At 57.2% G+C, this 21,588-nt stretch carries 22 protein-coding genes; 13 read left to right on the top strand and 9 right to left on the bottom strand.

The annotated features are described in order from the left end of the window. Positions 1-7 precede the first annotated feature (7 nt). The 6 genes from ispF (at position 8) to rpoS (ending at position 5,096) form a co-directional block, all read left to right on the top strand. Entirely contained in the window at positions 8-481 is a 474-nt protein-coding gene (gene ispF, locus AB3G35_RS21450) for a 2-C-methyl-D-erythritol 2,4-cyclodiphosphate synthase (RefSeq protein WP_016782005.1), read from the top strand. Beyond that, the gene (truD, locus tag AB3G35_RS21445; RefSeq protein WP_369782114.1) at positions 478-1,536 is read left to right on the top strand and encodes a tRNA pseudouridine(13) synthase TruD; all 1,059 of its coding nucleotides are present in this window, start codon (positions 478-480) and stop codon (positions 1,534-1,536) included. Before ispF ends, truD begins: the two co-directional genes overlap by 4 nt. Continuing rightward, on the top strand, positions 1,524-2,273 hold the full coding sequence (surE, locus tag AB3G35_RS21440) for a 5'/3'-nucleotidase SurE (RefSeq protein WP_369782113.1): 750 nt from the start codon (positions 1,524-1,526) through the stop codon (positions 2,271-2,273). The genes truD and surE overlap by 13 nt, the downstream gene beginning before the upstream one ends. Positions 2,274-2,314: 41 nt before the next feature. Next, positions 2,315-2,950, top strand: a complete 636-nt coding sequence (locus tag AB3G35_RS21435) for a protein-L-isoaspartate(D-aspartate) O-methyltransferase (protein WP_169845246.1) — start codon at positions 2,315-2,317, stop codon at positions 2,948-2,950. 207 nt (positions 2,951-3,157) lie between these two features. Further along, a complete protein-coding gene (locus AB3G35_RS21430; protein WP_095040432.1) occupies positions 3,158-3,985 on the top strand; it encodes a peptidoglycan DD-metalloendopeptidase family protein in 828 nt (275 codons plus the stop codon). 106 nt (positions 3,986-4,091) lie between these two features. Further along, the gene (rpoS, locus tag AB3G35_RS21425; protein WP_016782010.1) at positions 4,092-5,096 is read left to right on the top strand and encodes an RNA polymerase sigma factor RpoS; all 1,005 of its coding nucleotides are present in this window, start codon (positions 4,092-4,094) and stop codon (positions 5,094-5,096) included. Positions 5,097-5,738: 642 nt separating this feature from the next. Here the strand turns inward: rpoS and AB3G35_RS21420 are convergent. From AB3G35_RS21420 to AB3G35_RS21410, 3 genes are read right to left on the bottom strand one after another with little or no spacing between them, the layout of a single operon-like run. Further along, positions 5,739-6,788 carry an alkene reductase gene (locus tag AB3G35_RS21420; RefSeq protein WP_016782011.1) on the bottom strand — a complete coding sequence of 350 codons (1,050 nt, stop codon included), beginning with the start codon at positions 6,786-6,788 and terminating at the stop codon, positions 5,739-5,741. Positions 6,789-6,808: 20 nt separating this feature from the next. Then, the gene (locus AB3G35_RS21415) at positions 6,809-7,975 is read right to left on the bottom strand and encodes an MFS transporter (RefSeq protein WP_016782012.1); all 1,167 of its coding nucleotides are present in this window, start codon (positions 7,973-7,975) and stop codon (positions 6,809-6,811) included. Positions 7,976-7,985: 10 nt separating this feature from the next. Then, positions 7,986-8,288, bottom strand: coding sequence for a helix-turn-helix transcriptional regulator (locus AB3G35_RS21410; RefSeq protein ID WP_016782013.1), 303 nt, complete (start codon positions 8,286-8,288; stop codon positions 7,986-7,988). A 154-nt stretch (positions 8,289-8,442) separates the two neighbouring features. Between AB3G35_RS21410 and AB3G35_RS21405 the strand changes: the two genes are divergently transcribed. Both AB3G35_RS21405 and AB3G35_RS21400 read left to right on the top strand, forming a co-directional pair. Then, positions 8,443-9,030, top strand: a complete 588-nt coding sequence (locus tag AB3G35_RS21405) for an ACP phosphodiesterase (protein ID WP_086798487.1) — start codon at positions 8,443-8,445, stop codon at positions 9,028-9,030. Between the two features lie 1,511 nt (positions 9,031-10,541). Beyond that, positions 10,542-10,751 carry a short-chain dehydrogenase gene (locus tag AB3G35_RS21400; RefSeq protein ID WP_369782110.1) on the top strand — a complete coding sequence of 70 codons (210 nt, stop codon included), beginning with the start codon at positions 10,542-10,544 and terminating at the stop codon, positions 10,749-10,751. Between the two features lie 503 nt (positions 10,752-11,254). Here the strand turns inward: AB3G35_RS21400 and AB3G35_RS21395 are convergent. Together AB3G35_RS21395 and olsB are read right to left on the bottom strand one after the other, a co-directional pair. Further along, positions 11,255-12,046 (bottom strand): lysophospholipid acyltransferase family protein, encoded by a 792-nt coding sequence (locus tag AB3G35_RS21395; RefSeq protein WP_369782109.1) that lies wholly within the window; start codon positions 12,044-12,046, stop codon positions 11,255-11,257. Next, entirely contained in the window at positions 12,046-12,801 is a 756-nt protein-coding gene (gene olsB / locus AB3G35_RS21390; protein WP_369782107.1) for an L-ornithine N(alpha)-acyltransferase, read from the bottom strand. The genes AB3G35_RS21395 and olsB overlap by 1 nt, the downstream gene beginning before the upstream one ends. A 236-nt stretch (positions 12,802-13,037) precedes the next feature. On the opposite strand from olsB, the gene AB3G35_RS21385 reads away from it, so the two are divergent. The 5 genes from AB3G35_RS21385 (at position 13,038) to AB3G35_RS21365 (ending at position 18,003) form a co-directional block, all read left to right on the top strand. Continuing rightward, positions 13,038-13,628, top strand: a complete 591-nt coding sequence (locus tag AB3G35_RS21385) for a YceI family protein (RefSeq protein ID WP_095004619.1) — start codon at positions 13,038-13,040, stop codon at positions 13,626-13,628. A gap of 1 nt (position 13,629) precedes the next feature. Then, the gene (locus AB3G35_RS21380; protein ID WP_369782105.1) at positions 13,630-14,787 is read left to right on the top strand and encodes a phosphatidylserine/phosphatidylglycerophosphate/cardiolipin synthase family protein; all 1,158 of its coding nucleotides are present in this window, start codon (positions 13,630-13,632) and stop codon (positions 14,785-14,787) included. 103 nt (positions 14,788-14,890) lie between these two features. Continuing rightward, complete coding sequence (locus tag AB3G35_RS21375) at positions 14,891-15,526, top strand: LysE family translocator (RefSeq protein ID WP_016782020.1); 636 nt, start codon at positions 14,891-14,893, stop codon at positions 15,524-15,526. A gap of 361 nt (positions 15,527-15,887) precedes the next feature. Further along, positions 15,888-17,114: a tyrosine-type recombinase/integrase gene (locus AB3G35_RS21370; protein WP_369782103.1), complete on the top strand. Its 1,227-nt coding sequence runs from the start codon at positions 15,888-15,890 to the stop codon at positions 17,112-17,114. Then, complete coding sequence (locus AB3G35_RS21365; RefSeq protein ID WP_369782102.1) at positions 17,095-18,003, top strand: FRG domain-containing protein; 909 nt, start codon at positions 17,095-17,097, stop codon at positions 18,001-18,003. Before AB3G35_RS21370 ends, AB3G35_RS21365 begins: the two co-directional genes overlap by 20 nt. Before the next feature lie 32 nt (positions 18,004-18,035). On the opposite strand, the gene AB3G35_RS21360 is transcribed toward AB3G35_RS21365, so the two are convergent. The 4 genes from AB3G35_RS21360 to AB3G35_RS21345 all read right to left on the bottom strand — a co-directional run bounded on the left by AB3G35_RS21360 (position 18,036) and on the right by AB3G35_RS21345 (position 21,587). Continuing rightward, positions 18,036-18,251, bottom strand: coding sequence for an AlpA family transcriptional regulator (locus tag AB3G35_RS21360; RefSeq protein ID WP_106117268.1), 216 nt, complete (start codon positions 18,249-18,251; stop codon positions 18,036-18,038). 72 nt (positions 18,252-18,323) lie between these two features. Further along, on the bottom strand, positions 18,324-18,548 hold the full coding sequence (locus AB3G35_RS21355; protein ID WP_106117267.1) for an Arc family DNA-binding protein: 225 nt from the start codon (positions 18,546-18,548) through the stop codon (positions 18,324-18,326). Next, the gene (locus tag AB3G35_RS21350) at positions 18,548-18,787 is read right to left on the bottom strand and encodes a hypothetical protein (protein ID WP_369782100.1); all 240 of its coding nucleotides are present in this window, start codon (positions 18,785-18,787) and stop codon (positions 18,548-18,550) included. The genes AB3G35_RS21355 and AB3G35_RS21350 overlap by 1 nt, the downstream gene beginning before the upstream one ends. A 106-nt stretch (positions 18,788-18,893) precedes the next feature. Continuing rightward, positions 18,894-21,587, bottom strand: a complete 2,694-nt coding sequence (locus AB3G35_RS21345; protein WP_369782098.1) for a toprim domain-containing protein — start codon at positions 21,585-21,587, stop codon at positions 18,894-18,896. Between the last annotated feature and the right edge of the window lies 1 nt (position 21,588).

Here is a 21,588-nt window from a genome sequence, read left to right as displayed (position 1 = left end):
TTTTTTTATGCGTATTGGCCACGGCTATGATGTGCACTGTTTCGCTGAAGGCGATTTCATTACGTTGGGCGGCGTGCGGATCTCCCACAAATTCGGGCTGTTGGCCCACTCTGATGGCGATGTGCTTTTGCACGCGCTCAGCGATGCCTTGCTGGGTGCTGCGGCACTGGGCGATATCGGCAAGCATTTTCCGGACACCGATCCGACCTTCAAGGGCGCTGACAGCCGCGTCCTGTTGCGTCATGTCGTGGGTCTGATCCATGCCAAGGGCTGGAAAGTCGGCAACGTCGACAACACCATCATTGCCCAGGCGCCGAAAATGGCGCCGCATATTGAAACGATGCGCGCGCTGATTGCCGCGGATCTAGAGGTTGATTTGGACCAGGTAAACGTAAAGGCCACGACCACTGAAAAACTCGGTTTTGTCGGTCGTGAAGAAGGGATCGCGGTGCACTCCATTGCCTTGTTGGTTCGCCCATGAACGAGTCTGATCTGCTCGGCCCGCGGGCCTACGGTGAAGCACTGGGCACGGCTGTGCTCAAGGCCACTGCTGAAGACTTCCAGGTCGACGAAGTCCTGGACATCCCTTTGTCCGGAGACGGCGAGCACCTGTGGTTGTGGGTCGAAAAGCGCGGCCTGAACACCGAGGAGGCTGCCCGGCGCATTGCCAAGGCGGCGGGTGTGCCCTTGCGCACTGTCAGCTATGCCGGTCTCAAGGACCGTCAGGCACTGACTCGTCAGTGGTTCAGCGTGCAGTTGCCGGGCAAGGCAGATCCTGATTTGTCGGGCGCTGAAAACGACACGCTGAAGATTCTCAAGACCTCGCGGCACAAGCGCAAATTGCAGCGCGGTGCCCATGCGGCCAACGGTTTTACACTGCGCCTGACGCAACTGAACGCCGACAAGGACGCGCTGGAGCAACGCCTGCAACAGATCACCAGGCAAGGTGTGCCGAACTACTTCGGCACCCAGCGTTTTGGCTGGCAGGGCGGAAACCTCGGCGAGGCCCGTGATTATGCTGCGCGCAAAGCTCTGCCCGAGCAGCGCAACGTGCGCTCCCGGCTGCTGTCCACCGCCCGCAGCTACCTGTTCAATCAGGTGCTCGCGGCGCGGGTGGCCGACGGCAGCTGGCAGCGGGCACAGGTCGGTGATTTGCTGGCGTTTACCGACAGCCGCAGTTTTTTCCCGGCGGGTGAGGCTGAGTGCAGCGACCCGCGCCTGGCCATTCTCGACCTTCACCCCACCGGCCCGCAGTGGGGCGAAGGCGAATCACCGACCACTGGCGGCACCCATGCGCTGGAGCAGTCGATCGCCGAGCGCGAAGCCGAGTTGCGTGACTGGCTGGTGCGCGCGGGCATGAGCCACGAGCGACGTATCCTGCGACTGCCCATTGGCCGGTTGACGTGGCATTATCCGCAGCCTGACATTCTGCAACTGGAATTTGTTCTGCCGGCCGGATGCTTCGCCACTGTTCTGGTGCGTGAGCTTGTTGATCTGGTGACGTTGGATCAAGCGGATAGCTTATGCGTATTCTGATTTCAAACGATGATGGGGTCACGGCACCGGGTCTGGCTGCGCTTTACACAGCGCTGGCCGACTACGCCGATTGCGTGGTGATCGCCCCTGAGCAGGACAAAAGCGGCGCCAGCAGTTCGCTGACGCTGGACCGGCCCCTTCACCCTCATACCCTGGCCAATGGCTTTATCAGTATCAACGGTACGCCCGCCGATTGTGTGCATCTGGGGATTCACGGCTTGCTGGAACAGCAGCCGGACATGGTGGTGTCGGGCATCAACCTGGGGGCCAACCTGGGTGACGATGTACTGTATTCGGGCACTGTGGCGGCGGCACTTGAAGGGCGTTTTCTGGATCGGCCTTCTTTTGCCTTTTCGTTGGTCTCCCGCCAGGTGGACAACCTGCCGACGGCGGCGTTTTTTGCCCGCAAGCTGCTTGAAGCCCACGCATCGCTGGACTTGCCGCCGCGTACGGTCCTCAATGTCAATATTCCCAATCTGCCATTGGACAAGATCCGTGGCATCCAGCTGACCCGTCTCGGGCATCGGGCCCGTGCGGCTGCGCCGGTGCGTGTAGTTGATCCGCGAGGCAAGGCCGGTTACTGGATTGCTGCGGCAGGTGATGTCGAAGACGGCGGCCCGGGCACGGACTTTCATGCGGTGATGCAGGGCTATGTGTCGATAACGCCGTTGCAGCTGGATCGCACCTTTGGCGATGGATTCAAACACCTCAATGGCTGGCTGGAGGGCATGGGCTGATGGCGCGCGAGCAGGATGGCATGATGCACCGCGGTATTGGCATGACCTCGGAGCGTACCCGCGAGCGGCTGATCCAGCGCCTGCGTGAAGAAGGCATCGTTAACCAGAACGTGCTTGAGGTCATCCGCCGCACACCCCGACATCTGTTTGTGGATGAGGCGTTGGCCCATCGGGCCTATGAAGACACCGCGCTGCCGATCGGCAATAACCAGACCATCTCCCAGCCTTACATGGTGGCCCGCATGAGCGAGCTGCTGCTGGAAGACGGGCCGCTGGACAAGGTCATGGAGATCGGTACCGGTTCGGGCTATCAAACCGCCGTGCTGTCGCAATTGGTCGAGCGGATTTTTTCGGTCGAGCGCATCAAGGTGCTGCAGGACCGGGCCAAGGAACGACTGCTGGAGCTCAACCTGCGCAACGTGGTGTTCCGCTGGGGCGATGGCTGGGAGGGTTGGCCTGCGCTGGCGCCTTACAACGGTATTATCGTTACGGCGGTGGCCACCGATGTCCCCCAGGCATTGCTCGATCAACTGGCCCCTGGCGGGCGCTTGGTGATTCCGGTGGGGGCGGGGGAGGTGCAGCAACTGATGCTGATCGTGCGCGAAGAGCACGGATTCGCCCGCCGGGTGATCGGCAATGTGCGCTTTGTGCCACTGCTTAACGGGCCACTGGCCTGAGTCTTTGTTGGCGCCAGGTGAATTATGGGCTGGGCCACGGGTCATAAAGCCCGTCACCCGGCCCTGCCTAGTGCGTGTTTATGTTTTATACAGTGTGTTTATCAATCGGCTTTGCAGTCTGTAAAAGCCCTATAGCCAGTTATACTTGCGCCTAATGAGGCCAGTACTGGCGTTCTAATTTTCAGCCATCTTCAAAGGGAGCGGCGGGTGAGTCTCACAGTCATTGCGCAGCGTATGAGCAGCAAAAGCTTTCAGAGACTGGCGGCCGGTCTGTTGCTGAGTACCACACTGGCTTTGTTGGCGGCGTGCTCCAGCACCCCCAAGAATGGCGTCAATGTCGTTGACCGTAACGGTGTGGCCCAGCGCCCGGCCGTGACCACGGGGCAGTATGCCGTGCGTCGCGGCGATACCCTGTTTTCGATTGCCTTTCGCTACGGTTGGGACTGGAAAGCGCTGGCTGCACGCAACAATATCGCGGCGCCGTTCACCATTGTTCCGGGGCAGGTGATCCGCTTCGACGGGCGCTCCGGCAGCCAGCCCGCAGGTGGTACCAGCACCACGGTGGTCTCGTCTTCCTCGGGCAGCAAGACCACGGTAATCAAGCGTCCAGGCACTGTGGCCAGCACTCCTGCGCCCGCGCCAGCCCTGCCGGCAGGCCCTGCACCCAAGGGTTGGGGGTGGCCTTCCAATGGTATTTTGATCGGTAAATTCTCTTCAAACGGTAGTTTGAATAAAGGTATTGATATCGCCGGCGATTTGGGACAGCCTGTTTTAGCTGCGTCTGATGGTTCGGTTGTATACGCTGGCAGTGGATTGAGGGGCTACGGCGAACTGATCATCATCAAACACAGTGATACCTACGTCAGTGCCTACGGTCACAACCGCAGGCTTTTGGTTCGGGAGGGGCAGCAGGTCAAGGTCGGACAGACAATTGCCGAAATGGGGTCAACTGGTACAGACCGGGTGAAACTTCACTTTGAGATTCGCCGCCAAGGTAAACCTGTAGATCCATTGCAATTCCTTCCTCGCCGTTGATCGGTTACCAGCCTGTTCCTGATGTGGATAAGGAACAGGCTCCAGCGTTGCCAAGGACTAAGGCGATGCTCGAGCTTGAGGTCGAACTCAACAAAGGACTACTACAATGGCTCTCAACAAAGAAGCGCCGGGGTTTGACATCGACGATGAGGTGCTCCTTATGGACTCCAGCATCGATAGCGACTTGATGTCAGAAGAAGACGATTCAGCCCCTACAGCTCGAACCAAGTCCAAAAAAGCACCCGCGACGAAACAGCACAAGTACATTGACTACACCCGGGCGCTAGACGCGACGCAGCTGTACCTCAATGAAATTGGCTTCTCCCCGTTACTCTCTCCTGCCGAAGAAGTTCATTTTGCGCGGCTGTCGCAAAGTGGCGACCCGGCCGGGCGCAAACGCATGATTGAAAGCAACTTGCGGCTGGTGGTGAAAATTGCCCGGCGCTATGTCAATCGTGGCTTGTCGCTGCTGGACCTGATTGAAGAGGGCAACCTGGGCCTGATCCGGGCTGTCGAGAAGTTCGACCCCGAACGCGGCTTCCGCTTCTCGACCTACGCCACCTGGTGGATCCGCCAAACGATTGAACGGGCGATCATGAACCAGACCCGCACCATTCGCTTGCCGATCCACGTCGTTAAAGAGCTCAATGTCTACCTGCGAGCCGCCCGCGAACTCACGCAAAAGCTGGACCACGAACCCTCCCCTGAAGAAATCGCCAACCTGCTGGAAAAACCTGTCGCAGAGGTCAAGCGCATGCTTGGGCTCAACGAACGGGTGTCATCGGTAGACGTTTCCCTGGGGCCGGATTCGGACAAAACCCTGCTCGATACCCTGACCGACGACCGCCCCACCGATCCATGTGAGCTGCTGCAGGACGATGATCTGTCGCAAAGCATTGACCAGTGGCTGTCTGAACTCACAGACAAGCAGCGTGAGGTGGTGATTCGCCGTTTCGGCCTGCGCGGCCATGAGAGCAGCACCCTTGAAGATGTAGGGCTGGAAATCGGCCTGACCCGTGAACGTGTACGCCAGATCCAGGTAGAAGGGCTCAAGCGTCTGCGAGAAATCCTTGAACGCAATGGTTTGTCTAGCGAGTCGCTGTTTCAGTAACGCGCCACAGGCTGACTTGAAACCCCGAGCTATTCGGGGTTTTTTGTGGGCGAAAGATTAATCAGGGCTGCCTGGCAGGTATTTATCTGCCGTTATAGTTAAACGCAACGTGTTGTTTTTTTAATGTTTTGTTTATTGGGTGAGTGTTGAAACGCAATGTCACGGGCAGGATTGATTATTCTCTGTAGGGTGTTGTAAGCCTTTACTTACATTTTGCGTAAGCAAAGGGCTTGGCAGAGATGGGTAAGTGCCTTTTTCTTACCTGGTGTATTTGCTAAGTGGCTGAAATTAAAAGCATTTAATTTAAAATATGAACTTTTTATGTAATAAAAATCTATAACTGTCGCGGTTGCAGCAATTCCACAAGACTCTAGTATTTGAACTGTGTTGACGGATCGACACAGCGCTCAAGGAAGAACGCAAACGGACATCGCGGGATGCGATTCATCAGGATGATGAGAAGGAACAAAAGGGACTAGGGAAAAAATGTGGGCGGGTCAAACCGCCCCTTTTTTTTGCCCAAAATAAAGTGTCTTTGAACACACTCCGCGCTGTACCGTAACCCGGTTTTTTAACGCAAAACGCCCAAGGCCATTAGCCTCGGGCGTTTTGCGTTTTACGGCTTCAAAGCCTGGTCAAGGCTTATAGCGCCGGGTAGTCGATGTAACCCACCGGGCCTTTGGAGTAAAAGCTTTCCGGATGCGCTTCATTGAGCGGTGCATCGGCCTTCAGGCGTGCTGGCAGGTCGGGGTTGGCGATAAAAGGCACGCCAAAGGCGACGGCATCGGCTTTGCCCGCCGCCAGCCAGGCATTGGCGCTGTCCTTGGTGAAGCTCTCGTTGACGATGTACGCGCCGCCGAAGGCTTGCTTGAGCTGTGGGCCCAGGCTGTCTGCAGCTTCATGCTCGCGTGCGCAGATGTAGGCAATACCGCGTTTGCCCAGCTCGCGGGCGACATAACCGAAGGTTTCAGCCAGATTCTCATCACCCATGTCATGCAGGTCGGCCCGTGGCGACAAATGCACGCCAACCCGGCCAGCGCCCCAGACTTCAATCGCGGCATCGGTCACTTCGAGCAACAGGCGCGCGCGGTTTTCGACGCTGCCACCGTACTGGTCGGTACGTTTGTTGGTGCTGCTTTGCAGGAACTGGTCGAGCAGGTAACCATTTGCGCCATGTATCTCGACGCCGTCAAAACCGGCGGCCTTGGCGTTCTCGGCGCCCGTGCGGTAGGCCTCGACAATATCGGCGATCTCGGCAGTCTCCAGTGCGCGTGGTACCGGGAAATCAACCTTGGGGCGTACCAGGCTGACATGGCCCTTGGCGGCGATGGCGCTAGGGGCAACCGGCGTTTCGCCATTCAGGTACATCGGGTGCGAGATGCGGCCTACATGCCACAACTGCAATGCAATCCGGCCACCGGCCGCGTGTACGGCCTTGGTGATGTTGGTCCAGCCGCGTACCTGATCGTCAGCCCAGATGCCCGGGGTGTCAGGGTAGCCGACGCCCATTGGCGTGACCGACGTGGCCTCGCTCAGGATCAGGCCAGCTGACGCGCGCTGAACATAGTATTCGGCCATCAGTGCATTGGGTACACGGCCTTCATCGGCACGGCAGCGGGTCAACGGCGCCATGATGATGCGGTTGGGCAGTTCGAGGTCGCCCAGCTTGATCGGATCAAAAATCGTGGTCATTTATGCAGCCCTCTCAAGGATCAGTTAGTAGCAGTAGCCAGCTCGGAGTTACCGTTCTGGCGGAAAGTAATCAGGGTCACCAGCAGGGCCAGTATTGCCAGCGCGGCTGCAGCCAGCGGCACGCTGGTAAGGCCAAAGCCGTGGGCGATGACACTGCCGCCAACCCAGGCGCCGAGCGCATTGCCGACGTTGAAGGCACCGATGTTCAGGGTCGACACCAGGTTGGGGGCAGCCTTGCCGAAGGTCACGACGTTGATTTGCAGCGCCGGTACGGCGGCAAACGAGGCGGCGGCCCAGAGGAACAGGGTGATTTCGGTAGGGATCACCGCGACGCTGGTCCAGGTCAGCACGGTGGACATCACCGCCATCGCGATAAATACCCCGATCAGTGTTGCGGCCAGGCGTTTGTCGGCCAGCTTGCCGCCGATGATATTACCCACCGTCAGGCCAAGGCCGATCAGCAGCAGGGTCCAGGTCACGCCGCTAGGCGATACGCCGGTGACATCACCGAGCAGAGGCGCCACATAGGTAAACAGGGTGAACATCGACGCGGAAAACAGTGCCGTCATGCTCAGCGACAGCCAGATGCCAGCACCCTTGAGGGCTGCCAGCTCGGCGCGCATGTCGAGTTTTTCTTCGTCACGTTTGGCGGGCAGAAAACGAATCAGGCCGATCAGTGCCACCACACCGATCACGGTCACGGCAAAAAACGTCGAGCGCCAGCCTGCGGCCTGGCCCAGCGCGGTACCCAGGGGAACGCCCAGCACGTTGGCCAGGGTCAGGCCGGTAAACATCAGGGCCACGGCAGATGCGCGCTTGTTGGCAGGCACCAGGCCTGCAGCCACCACCGAGCCAATGCCGAAAAACGCGCCGTGACACAGGGCGGTGACAACACGGGCAAACATCAGCACGTTGTAATCACTGGCCAGGGCACAGAGCAGGTTGCCAATGATGAAAATCACCATCAACGCTACCAGGGCCGCTTTGCGCGGCAACTTGGCCGTGGCCAGTGCCATGAACGGCGCACCGATGGCCACGCCCAGCGCGTAACCGGTGACCAGCCAGCCGGCACCGGGGATGGACACGCCAAGGTCGGTCGCGACATCGGGCAGCAAGCCCATGATCACGAACTCGGTGGTCCCGATGGCGAAAGCGCTGAGCGCCAGAATGAGTAGCGAGAGGGGCATGGAAGTCCTTTTAAAGCTCTTGGCTGATTTTTTCGAGGAACGCCTTGATGGTGTCCTCATTGCGTTTGAAGAAGTGCCACTGGCCATGTTTCTGGCTGGTAATCAGGCCTGCCCGTTGCAGGGTGGCCAGGTGCGCAGAGACCGTGGACTGCGACAGGCCGCAGAGTTGGTCGAACTGCCCGGCGCATACACCATGCTCCGTGGAATGGACCTGGCCCGGGAACGAGGCATCAGGGTCTTTAAGAGCGTTGAGAATTTCTCGGCGTACTGGGTGTGCCAGGGCTTTTATTATTTCGTCGAGGTCGATCGTCATGGTTGCAGTGCTCATTGGGTACAACGTTATATCGCGATGAGGCGAACTTTAAATCGTAATATCGCGATATACAAATATGAATTTGATCTTAGACCAGCTCAAATCGGTATATCGGGTTATAACGATACAGGTGTGGCAGTGCTAAACTGCGCCGATGAATTATCTCGCACATCTGCACCTGGGCGGACAGCGCCCGGAAGAAATGCTCGGCAGCTTGTATGGCGATTTCGTCAAAGGGCGGCTGCACGGCCAATACAGCCCTGATATTGAACACGGTATTGCGCTGCACCGCAGCATTGATGTTTTTACAGACAATCACCCGCTGGTTGATCAGTCGTTGTCGCGCTTTGCCCATACGCGCCGGCGCTATGCGGGGATTGTCCTCGATGTGTTTTTCGACCATTGCCTGGCGCGGGACTGGGGGCTGTATGCCGAAGGGCCGCTGGAGCGTTTTACTGCGGATTTTTACCGTGTGCTGGTGGCAGAGCAGCAGTTGCCGCGGCGCCTGGCGACTATCGCGCCGCATATGGCGGCCCATGACTGGCTGGGTTCATACCGGGATTTTGCGGTGCTGGAGCAGGTGTTCAACGGTATCGCCCGGCGCTTGTCGCGGCCCGAGGAACTGGCCGGGGCGATGCAGGATCTGAAGGTATTGTACGAACCGCTGAGTGAGGATTTTCGGGCGTTTTATCCGCAGTTGCAGGTGTATGCGGCGGGTTGTTACCGCAAGGGATGTCCGTAGCAGCTGCCGAGGAACGAAGGCTGCGTTCGGCGACGAAGTCGTCGCAAAAACCAAGCAAGGCGTTGTGTCTGATACACCAGGTTTTCAGGGTTTTTCCCAATTGCTGCGTAACGGGGCGATCTGATGGATGTGCCCGGCTGGCGGTTGCGGACTGCTTGATCTTGTTGGTTTAACTGGTGCGTTGGGTACATATCCGGCCTTTGTGTCTAACCGGGATATGGGTTTCGCTCTTACAGCGAGTCACTTTGCAAAAGCGGCAAAGTAACCAAAGCGCTTTCGCCCCATCGTACGGCCTTCGCTGCGCTCAGGTTCCCTCGCTCCGGTCCTGCTCCGTGGGCCCGCCGCCACGGGCCATCCATGGCCCATCGCGGCTCTCCCGGCATCCATGCCGGTCGACCCACTCCACAGAACCTCCTCTCGGCCTCCCGGGAGGGCAGGCAGATCAAAAGCACTGCGCCACGCGGCGGCCGACCGGCCGGCCTGTTCGGTTCGCGTGTACTGCGCAATCTCTGTAGCCGCTGCCGAGGAACGAAGGCTGCGATCGGCGACGAAGTCGTCGCATAAACCAAGCAAGGCGTTGTGTCTGATACACCAGGTTTTCAGGGTTTTTCCCAATTGCTGCGTAACGGGGCGATCTGATGGATGTGCCCGGCTGGTGGTTGCGGACTGCTTGATCTTGTTGGTTTAACTGGTGTGTTGGGTACATATCCGGCATTTGTGTCTAACCGGGATATGGGTTTCGCTCTTACAGCGAGTCACTTTGCAAAAGCGGCAAAGTAACCAAAGCGCTTTCGCCCCATCGTACGGCCTTCGCTGCGCTCAGGTTCCCTCGCTCCGGTCCTGCTCCGTGGGCCCGCCGCCACGGGCCATCCATGGCCCATCGCGGCTCTCCCGGCATCCATGCCGGTCGACCCACTCCACAGAACCTCCTCTCGGCCTCCCGGGAGGGCTTGCAGATCAAAAAACACTGCGCCCCGAGGCGGCCGACCGGCCGGCCTGTTCGGTTCGCGTGTACTGCACAATCTCTGTAGCCGCTGCCGAGGAACGAAGGCTGCGTTCGGCGACGAAGTCGTCGCAAAATCAGACAAAGTGTTGTGTTAGTTGAATCAGGTTCTCAGGGTTTACGACTGCTGCGTCGCAGTGGCGCACCAAACCGATCGCAGCCTTCGTTCCTCGGCAGCGGCTACAGAAACTACAAGCTCACGTTTTTTCAGGATTTTTCGCACAAGTTTGTCAATTGCTGGGGCGAGGGGACGACGCTTATAGTCGGTGTTCGCCGATAAGGCGGCCGGGTTTGGCGACTTGGAACATTTTCAGAAATATGTGCAATTGCTATATAAAACAGAGCGTGTATTTATACGCGCTGTGCTTTATGGCAGCTGTGCGTGGGAGATCTTCGGGTCTGCCGGGTTCTGGGAATGACCGGTTCGCCAACCCGCGTACAGCGGCCACTTGTTTTTGTTTGGCGACGAATACGGCTGGCTAAAACATATAGCATCTGAGGTTTATTCATGACTCATTCCACGTTCATCCCTCTTACCGCCATAGATTGCACCATCCCTGCTTTATTGATCGACCGCAACGCGCCCTTCGACGTCCTTCATGCCAACGCTGCCGCACGGGTACTGGCCGTAACCCAACTGATGGAATCGTTCTCCAGTCGGGAAGTGCAAGAGGCTGATTCTGTAGATCTTAAGTATATGGCTACTGTTTCAGCGTAATTGCTGCGTGATGGGTGTGATTTGCTGGATGTGCTGGGCTGGCGGTTGAGGCCTGCTTGATAGCGTTTTTATAACTGATGCATTGAGTACATATCCGATATTCGCGTTAAAAATCGCAGCCTCGTTCCTTCGGCAGCGACTACAGAGATTGTGCAGCACACACTTACGCCAAACAGGCCGGCCGGTCGGCCGCCTCGGCGTAGTGCTGTTGATCTGCCTGCCCTCCCGGGAGGCCGAGTGGAGGTTCTGCGCAGTGGGTCGACCGGCATGGATGCCGGGAGAGCCGCGATGGGCCATGGATGGCCCGTGGCGGCGTGCCCACGGAGCAGAGCCTGCGCGAGGGAACCTGAGCGCAGCGAAGGCCGTACGATGGGGTGAGGACTTTTTGGTTCCTTTTTGGTCCTTCAAAAAGGGACTCGCTGTAAGAGCGAAACCAATATTTCAGTTAGACACAAATGCCGGATATGTACGCGGTGGGTCAGTTGTTTAACGACGCTCCCGGCTCAAATCATCGCCCCCACTCTCTCCGGCAGCGGATCTATTGGCGTGACCGGCGCCGTCACCACCCGCCGGATCGCTTCCTGTGCTCTGAACGCCAGCACAGCCCGCTCTTGTGCGTGGCTGGCCAGGGGCTCCAGCAGATGGATCTCGACTTCGCCCTGTTCATGGCTAAACAACCGCAGCAAATGCGACAGCAAATCGTCATCACCTACAAAGGGTGCTATCGCATCGACCTCGCCATTACGCAAATAGCGAATAGCCACCGGTTGCAGCGACACACGGCTGTCGATCGCCGCCGACAGCAACCGCCCATGAAAGGTACGCACCGAGCTCCCATCAGTGGTGGTGCCTTCAGGAAACATCAGCAGCGGCAGCGGTTGCTGCAAGTGGCGGGTCATTTGCTCGCGGATCAATTGGCTATCGCCCGCACCCCGGCGGATAAACAAACTGCCTGCCTTGGCTGCCAACCAGCCGGCCACTGGCCAGCCGCGTACTTCGGACTTGGACAAAAACGACAGCGGGGTTAATTGCCCCAGCAGTGCAATGTCGGTCCAGGACACATGATTGCTCACCCACAGCATCGGCGTTGCCGGGAGTTCCCCGACCACTCTGACGCGAAAGGGCAGGGCATTGCTCAGGCGTGTCATGAAAAACTGCGACCAGCGCTGGCGCCTGTCCATCGTGCTGTTCAGGCCCAGGCGCTCAAGCAGCCCGAACATTCCTGCCATGCCCAACCCCAGGCTGACCACCCCGAGCACCCGTGCCACCCGTGCATACCGGCGCACGCGGCTCATTACATGGCCGCCTTGAAGTGGCGGGCATAACGCGGGCACAGTTCATCGCGCTTGAGCAGGATAAATACGTCGGCCACCTGGAAATCTTCATCCCAGCAGGGCTCGCCGCAAATTTTCGCGCCCAGGCGCATATAGGCCTTGAGCAGGGGCGGCATTTCAGTGATGACGTTGGCGGGCACGTCCTGTGCCGGCAACGGCTTTTTCGGCTCGGCGCGCAAATGCTGCGTGCACAAATAACGCTCGCGCAGACGCTGCATGATCGCCCGGGCCTGAATGCCGCCGTCTTGCATCGGGATACTGGCACAGCCCATCAGGTAGCGGTAATTGCCCTGGTTGAGCACGTCTGCCAGCTCGCTCCACAGCACGGTAATGGTGCCACCGTTGCGGTAGGCCGGGTCGACGCAGGTGCGGCCGATTTCCAGCACCGGGCCTTGCAGGTTCGCCAGGCCGTGCAGGTTGAATTCTTCTTCGCTGTAAAAGTGGCCGATGTTTTTTGCCGCGCTGTGATCCAGCAGGCGGGTGGTGGCTACCAGTTGACCGCTATTGAGATCGCGTACCCCGATATGTTCGCACCAAGGGTCATAACTGTCCTCGTCGAGCCCGTGCTCAGTACTTTTGAGCTTGGCCTTCAACTCGCCGCTGAATACACGAAAACGCAGGGCCTGAGCTTCACGCAGGGCGACGGGGCCAAGCAGGCGCTCGGCTTGCAGGCGACGTTCTGGAGCGGTGTCGCGGATACGGGCGATCTGGGACATTGCGAATCTCCGTGCAGGCACTGTGCCCGCTCTGGGTTTCTGCCAATCGACTGAGGTGTGCAACTTCAGGCTAGGCAAGTGCAATGTCACCCCTGTGACGTTTGGGTGATGCTTGTATGACAGCCCAGGGAGGAACTTTGTGTGGGAATCGACAGCCAGACACTGTGTAAAAAAGACCTGCCAAAACCGCTCGCCGGGTTTAATGTTCACCCACGTTGATTTGTTGATGAGTTTTTATGCTTAAAGCGCTGTTTTCTTCTGCCTGCGCCCTGGTGCTGACCCTTGGCGTAAGCCTGTCCGCCCAGGCCAACTGGTACCTGGATGGTGAGTCGTCTCGGCTTTCGTTTATCACCACACAAAATGCCAATATCGCTGATGTGCATCGCTTTCTGGTCCTGCATGGCAAGGTCGACCGCAAGGGCCTGGCGCAATTGCGCATCGAGATGGACTCGGTCAACAGCGCGGTGCCCCTGCGCGATGAGCGCATGCGTGACGTGCTGTTTGATTTCAAGCACTTCCCTGAAGCGCAAATCAGCGCGCAGATCGACCTGCAACCGATCAACGATCTGGCGAGCGGCGCGCAACTGGAATTGCACTTGCCGGTCACCGTCAGCTTGCGCGGCAAGCAGCACACCTATGAGGCTGAACTGTTGGCTACCCGTCTGGATGAGCGACGCTTCCAGGTTGTGACCCTGGAGCCGCTGATGCTGCAGGCCGAAGATTTTGGCCTGCAACCCGAGCTTGAAACCTTGCGCAAAATGGCCGGGCTGTCGGCCATCAGTTTTTCAGTACCGGTGAATGCGGTGCTGATTTTCACGGCCCGTTAAGATGGCCGGCGCGGTGTTCGGCTGGCGCAGCGACAATCAGTTCGAACTGCTGATCGACGGCCCGCAGTTTTTCCCACGAATCCTGGCCGCCATTGAGCAGGCACAGGAGCAGATTGATCTGGAACTGTATCTGGTTGAGGCCGGTGACTGTGCCGAAACCATCGTCCAGGCGCTGGAGCAGGCCGCCTGGCGCGAGGTGCGGGTGCGATGCCTGTTTGATGCCTACGGCAGCCTGGGATTGGGGCCGGGTTTGCGCCGCAGGCTGATCGAGGCCGGGGTGGAACTGCGGCATTACAACCCGCTGAGCTGGCGCCGTGGCCTGAACAACCTTTATCGCGACCATCGCAAGCTGTTGCTGGTTGACCAGCAACTGGCCGTGGTGGGTGGCACCGGCGTCACCGATGAATTCTGGCGCCCGGCTGAAAACACCTGCGACTGGCATGAGGTGATGGTGCACATGCAAGGGCCGCTGGTGCAGGACTGGCAAATGCTGTTCGATCGCCAGTGGCGTGCCAATATCAGCCGCAAGGCGTGGAAGCCAGCGACCCACTTCGGCCTGGCGCGCCTGCCCGGCGTGCCCGCTGAGGCTGAGGGCATGGGCCGCGTGGCCTACGCCGATGCCCACCAGCATCGTGACATCCTGCAGTCGCTGGTGCGGGCGATCAACAGTGGCAAGCAGCGGATCTGGTTGGCCACGCCGTATTTCCTGCCGACCTGGAGCGTGCGCCGTTCGCTGCGGCGGGCGGCGGCGCGGGGCGTCGATGTGCGGCTGCTGCTGACCGGGCCACGCACCGACCACCCTTCGGTGCGCTACGCCGGGCACCGTTACTACCCGAGGCTGCTCAAGTCCGGTGTTCAGATACTGGAATACCAGCCGCGTTTTCTGCATTTGAAAATGGTCCTGATTGACGATTGGGTGAGCATTGGCTCGTGCAATTTCGATCACTGGAACCTGCGCTTCAATCTTGAAGCCAACCTTGAAGCGCTGGACCCGGCGCTTACGCAAGCGGTGGCGGCCAGCTTTACTGCCGACTTCGCCCAGAGCCTGCCTGTCAGCCTGCAAGACTGGCAGTCACGCCCCCTCTGGCGCCGGGTCAAGCAGCGCATCTGGGGCTGGGTTGACCGGCTGGTGGTGAATATTTTGGGGCGGCGCCACTGAATTTCGCCCAGCATGCGGTTACACAAGCGTGGATAACGTGCAAAATCGAGCCACTTCACGCGCAGCGGACGAACGTGAAGCCTGATTTTTTGGAGCGTTGTGCATGACACCTTCGTTGTTACTGGCCGTCCTGGCTTCCGGCTTTATCTATGGCATCACCCCGGGCCCTGGCGTGCTGGCGGTTTTCGGTATTGGCGCTGCCCGTGGGCGACGTGCCGGGGCCGGTTTTTTGTGCGGGCATTTGCTCGGCGATGTGATCTGGTGCAGTACGGCACTGATTGCCATCGTTGGCGCGCGTGAGTTTGGTAGCACGGCCTTTAACGTATTGGGCTTGATCAGCGGCCTGTACCTGTTCTGGCTGGGCTTGCGCGCGGTTCGCGCCCAGCGCAGCAGCGGTGCTCAGCAAGGCCCGGCGCGCCAACCGTTTGCCCACGGGATTTTCTTCGGCCTGACCAACCCCAAGGCGTATCCGGTGGCGGTGGCGACGTTCACTGCACTGTTGTCCAGTCGCGCAGAACTGCTGACCTGGGCCATGTTGCCCTGGTTGATCGCCTTGAGCTTTGTCGGCGGAGCGTTGGCCTACATGATTCTGGTGGGCATCGTGGGGGCAGGGCATGTGAGGGCGCTGTATCAGCGCCATGAGCTGCTGATCACCCGATTATGCGGGGTGATGTTTATCGGGTTTGCTATCAGTGCGCTGATGCATGCGCTGCCCGGGCTGTTACGAATTATCGGTTGAAGTAATGGCCAGGGAGTGCAGTACGCTCAAAGTCATCGGGGATGAAAGTTGAGGTTTAACCCCGATGCAGCGAGTTAGCCTATGGGCATCGAGCACTGGTTGCTAAAGGCAGGGTTTTACTGTGCAAGCGAGGCCTTCAGAAGGATTGAAAGCCTGGAAGAAGTGGAGCGGGTGGCGGGAATCGAACCCGCGTGATCAGCTTGGGAATCTTGGGCGGGTGGTGTTTCGTAGTGTCTCGGGATGTATGCTTGCTCCCCGCAAAGCCCGTAGGAATGGGCCTTAGCGGCGAGTCGGTCATTTCATGCTGTTTCACCGATCACCCCCCAATTTCAGGCCAACGGCCCCCAGTAACGGCCCCCAGATGCTCACCGAGAAACAAATCAAGGCAATGAAGCCTGAAGAAAAGGAATACACCGTCTCCGATGGCCGCAGTGCCAGAGGCGAGGGTGTTCTGATGTTGCGAGTTCGACCCAATGGAACAAAGGAGTTCTATTTTCAGCGCCGGTTGAACGGCAAGAAGATCAAGTCGAAGCTGGGCGTCTATCCCACCCTGGGCCTGTCAGCTGCCCGTGACCTGTGCCGCGCAGAAAAGGAAATACAGATATCTGCGGGCACGTTCAAAAACCTGCTCGATGCCTACATTACCAAGCTGGAAGGAGAGGGCGCAGCTTCGGCGGGTGATGTGAAGTGGTCGTTCAAGCACTATGTGATTGAACCCTTCCCCGACCTGGTCAATCGTCCGGTGTCGCTGATTGGCCCTGCGGAGATACGCGACATCATCAGCAAGATGATCGCTGCTGGCATCACGACCTACTGCAACCGCGTCCGATCTCAGTTGCACGCAGCCTTTCAGGTAGGACTTGAACAGGAGTTCAATCCCCGCAGCTACCAGAAGGCGAATCTGAAATTTGGCATCACCAGCAACCCGGTGGCCAGCGTCCCGGTACAGGCCGACTGGGAGAAGCCGGGCAACCGCGCTCTGTCAAAAGAGGAACTCGCCACGCTGTGGCAGCTGTTACCTGAGCATTTGAGCCAGGTCACGTCGGAGCTGATTAAGTTTTTGATCGCATCAGGTGGCCAGCGCCCGGAACAGCTACTGGCAACAGAGCGCAGCAATTACTTTTCCGATCACCTGATTATCCGCAGCAACAAAGGTGTAGAGGGGGAACGGACGTTGCACACTGTTCCCTATAACGACCTTATGCGCGGTTGCCTGCATGTGATGGACGAGGTCAGCGAGAACAGCGCTTACCCTTTTGAGGGCAAAGCCAAGGACACGTCGCTGCATGCAAATTCATTGTCGCGGGCTGTGACCAAACTCTACGGAAGGCATAAAAGTAAGTTCAACGGAGGGCCGTTCACGTTGCGTGATCTGCGCCGCACCTGCAAAACCCTGATGGGCGTTGCAGGCTTGGAAAAAGAACTGCGGGATCGAATCCAGGGGCATGCTTTTAATGATGTGTCGTCAAAGCATTATGACCGATATGATTACTACAAAGAGAAAGCTGCTGGGTTGGAGGTTTGGAATGAGTGGCTTGAAAGTAATTGTGTGCTAAAGGGAGAGGCTTATGTCCTTAGGGAATTATGATGTAAAGCATTTCGATAGTGCGAAGGAGTTAATTCAATATCTGTCGCCTATAGAGTCACGTTGGGAGTGCCAGGATTTTGTTTTTCGTGGGCAAGGTGATTCACAGTATCAACTTGTTCCGTCAGCATGTAGAAGGCATCCGGGATCCTTTTTTTCAGAAAACCCAACGGCGATTTTTGGTGATAAAAGTGATAATCAGGTTTTGTATGAGCAAACAGTTTTAAAACGTTTTTTGGATGGGTGTGATAATTCAGGTTTGGTTGTTCCAGGCTACAGTGATGAAGTTAAGCGGTTACTTCGAGGTGATATATCTGAGAGGTTTTTACCAGCTGTAACATGGCCGCGTGATCAGTATCATGAGCTTCTTGCTGCCGCTCAGCATCATGGCGTGCCGACTAGGTTGTTAGATTGGAGTCGGCGAAGTTATGTAGCTGCTTATTTTGCAGCTACTACTGCGGATTATACAAAGTCTGATAGTCAGATTGCTATTTGGGCATTGAATTTGAAGCGTCAAAAAAAATGGAAGACGATCAAGATTATTGATCCGCCAGGGGGGGTTAGTAGAAATTTAGCTGCCCAGTCTGGAATATTTACGATGCAATATAATAGTGATTTGATGTGTGATGACTATTTGGCTAGTCCGTTGGAGGAGTCTCTAGAGCTTTATCAGCATGGCGAGCAAATTGTTAATTTGTTAAAGATGACTCTTTCAGTTTGTGAGGTTCCAAAGCTTGTAAAGTATTGCTCTAAGCTTGGAGTAAGTGGGACTACTCTTTTTCCAGGGTATGAAGGTGTGGCAAGAGACGTTGTTGGATGGGCTAAGGAACACATTGGTATCAAAGGGTTTTATGAGTTAGATGAACTCGACGCTGATGACTTTAGAGGCTGAAGTTTATCAAAGCGAATTAATGGTGAAGCCGCTTACGCGGCTTCGGTAGTTTCAGGTGCTTTCCATTGCTCGGGGTTCAGTTGCCAAGCAGCTAAAGCAGACTCCCGCCAGCCGACACGGCCAGCGGAGATAGCAATAGGCTTCGGGAAACGTCCCCGTTTTACCTCACGCCACAGCGTTGTACGGGAAAGGGAGGTGAGCCCTAAGACGTCTTTTTCCCGTATGAAACGATCAAGTTTTAACCCCATCCCATTCGCTCCATAAAATTACTGCTTTCCTGCTCGGGATGTAGGCAATTTCGGATAGCTACTTTCTTTGTGTCACTCATTGGCTTTAGCTTCCAGCTCTGCAATGCGGTTTAGCAACTGATTGATGATTTTTCTCTTTTCATCAAGGGCCAACTCAAGGGTTAGCGAGCGCTCCAGCCGATTGATAATTTCGCCGTTCATACTTCGCTGGTTTCTATAGGCAACCGCAGCGATTTCAGGGCGCAGCCCGTCGGGCAGGCGGATTACAAATTTGTCTTGTTCGCGAGAATCACGCATTAGTTCGCTCCTGCGACAATGGATTTGGCGAGTAACTGTGCAACGACTGCTGCATCGCGCTCCGATAACTCGCCCAAGTTTTGGGCCATGCTGCTCAGGCTTTCCAAGCGCACCCGTGCCTCGGGGGATTTGTGAACCAGGTAGCCGATCACAGCGGCTCCGATAATGGCGGTTGCCACCAGATGTCTTGCCGGTGTGGTAGCCTTCGTTTCGCTGCTGCTTTGGTGCTGTGCTTGCATGGTGTTGCTCCTCAGTGGTGGTTGGTGTCGAGGAGGTGCGAACTCCTCGATACCGCTCTTCAATTCCGATTAGTCCTGGCGTGCCAGGTAAATAATCAGGTCGTTTTCAGGTTGTCTGGAACATCCAGCACCGCACGGTTTTCGCTTTGTTGGCGGCGTCGACATCCCATGCCGAGCAAACATTTCTGTTCGTCTCGATGAACTTGGGGCACTTGCTGGTTTTGAGGTGGCGTTTCAGTTCTGTCAGATCCGGCACTTTTTGGCGCTTCTCTGCGGCTTCCTTGGCGAAGTCATTGAGGTTCACAGCGATCAGGCCGTCATTGCGGGAGTGGTTGAGTCCGCCTGCTGCGTTGTTCAAGTACTCGTACAGTTCCCAAAACTCGACGACGATCGGATGGTCAGCGTTGATTGCCAGCTGGCGTTCCTTGGCCATGCTCTGGATCTCGGTATGGGCAGCTTCTACCTGGTGCTTTTTCAACGGGATAACGTGAACCAAGGCATCTATCAAAGCGTGTAACTGAGCATGGTTTTTTGCGATCCGGACGGTGCGGATCTCCGGTAGGGCCAACAGCTTTTGTTCGTAGACCGGCACTTGTTCGCGGACGGTCTGCATCACGATGTTTTCTTTCATCGTTGCTTTGATCAGGAACCCGCTCACGCGGTCGACCGGCATGCGCTCCAGCTTTTCCACCAACAATTTGGTCTGTGGTGTCTGCCCGTCCTTCGTCATGGCGATATGCACCAGTCGCTGCAGGATGGGTTCGGATGCATTCACAGCATGGTTCTGGCCAATGACTACAGCTCCACGGAATGGGGGTTCGCGGGTGTCGTTACCGTTGTTTTTCACGCCAGTAGAGCGAACGCTCCGGCCGTTGTAGGCAGTCTTGAGCTCGTCCCAGTCGTATTGCCTGGTCTGGCTGCCGTCGGTCTTTTCTCGTTCTGACTCGATGAGCACCACCGGCAGGTTGCCGACCTGAGCGAAGTTCCGCGCCCGAGCAACCGGGGTGCCTTTGGTGGGGTCGAAGCCCTCATAGTCGATACGGCCGCACATTTTCCACAGGAACTCGATCAGCGTGGACTTACCTGCTCCTGGCTCACCGATGATTTCCATGAAGGGGTAGCTTTTCTGGTGCTGGCGGATCTGTTCAGCAAACAGTGACCCGAACCAGAATGCGAGTGCGACCAGACCTTTGGCGCCGAAGCACTGCCAGATGATGTCCAGCCATTCCGTGTCGAACTTTTCCAAGTCAGTGTTCAGGTTGAGAATGACCGACTGGCTCAGGGTCTTGATGCTCAATCGATCCATGTCGAAGAAGTCTTCTTCGTTCAGTTTGAACGCTTTGCCGTCCCGCACTGCTACGTCGCCGTAGATGTATGCGCCGTGTTCACGGGTGTAGCCGGTGAAGTCGATGGTCTGCACTGTCTTGAGGGCGTCAGTTTGCTCCTCGATGAAGGCATCGAGCTGCTGGGTGGTGCCGGTGAACATCCCGCCCGGCGCAATGCCGAGCAGGCGCTTTTTGAACTCGGCAGACGAGGCAATCTGCGAACTGGTGAAGGTGTTCTTGATCGGTGCCGCGTCATGGGCAAACGTGATCCGGAAGTAGTACCAGGATTCGTCGGTGAGTTTATTTTCCTGGTAGTACAGCGCCTTGGGGTTGCAGGTGGCGATACGCTGTAACGCGCCGCACTGCTGCATAGCCTTGGCCCGCATCTGTTTGTTGTTCAGTTGCTGGTCGTCGTGATGATCGCTGTCCTCCAGCTCCTGAATAGCCTTGTTGTACTTTTCCAAGTCGAGTCTGAACCAGTACAGGCGGTTGCCGAACTCCAGGTGAAATTCGCTCCGGCGTTTCCAATCGAACATCACCAGGGCCTTCTCGGTGGCATTCTCAGCAATCAATAGAGCGCCGTGGTGTTGGGCAATGGTGAGATCCTTCTCCACCTGTGCATCACGCTTTTCGCCTTCGTCCAAGAATTGCCAGCGTTGGTGCAGGTCGTTCCAGTCGAGCTTTTTGTTGTCCCTCTGTGGGATCTGCGCCGCTTCGCAGGTGAAGCCCAGTTCGCGGGCCATGCGTACCCAGCGTTTGGTGTAGGTGTGTGCTCCCGGTTCATTGTCGAGCGCCCAAACCAGTTTTGGCAGTTTGCCCTGGCGGGCGGTCACCAGCGCCTGTAATGAGTCAGCCGGGAAAGCATTTGAGGACATAGCCGATACAGCAGCAATGTTGTGGTGTACCAGGGCGATCGCATCGAAAATGCCTTCGACAATCCAGATTTCCTTCGCTTCGAGCACGTCAACGGAAGGGGGGCACCACCACACGCCCTTGTAGGACTCCCCCGGCTGAAAGCGGGCTTTCATCTTGCCGAAGCGCGCAGGCTTGTCGATCAGACGTTCCCAGTAGCCGCCTTTTTCCAGGGCGAAGCGTACCGTCGCACTGCCAGCGTCATGCTGGGCTGAGTAATAAGTTTCCTGTGTAAACCAACCTGCGATCAGTGAAATATTGAAGCCGCGGGCAAACTCAAGGTATGCGCGTGCTGTCGCTGTGGGGGTGTTTTCAGTAGCAGGAACGCGCTTGCTCCAGTTTTCAAAAAGGTCGCTGTAGATCTCTTTGACATGAACTGTGTGGCCACACTTTTCCTGCCGGCCACAGATGAGCTGCCACGGGCTGTCGAATCGGGTGTACAGCTCTTTTTTGTTGCACTTGGGGCAGGTGCCACCGCGCATGTAGTTGGTGGGGGCTCGGTGTTTCAGACCGAAATCGGACTCTATACGCTGCAGGACATCGTGACGCAGATCGTCTCTCATG

The organism is Pseudomonas sp. WC2401 (assembly GCF_041200115.1).
Lineage (GTDB): Bacteria > Pseudomonadota > Gammaproteobacteria > Pseudomonadales > Pseudomonadaceae > Aquipseudomonas > Aquipseudomonas fragi.
The sequence above is the reverse complement of the archived record's forward strand: the minus strand, read 5'-3'. Positions and strand labels throughout refer to the sequence as shown.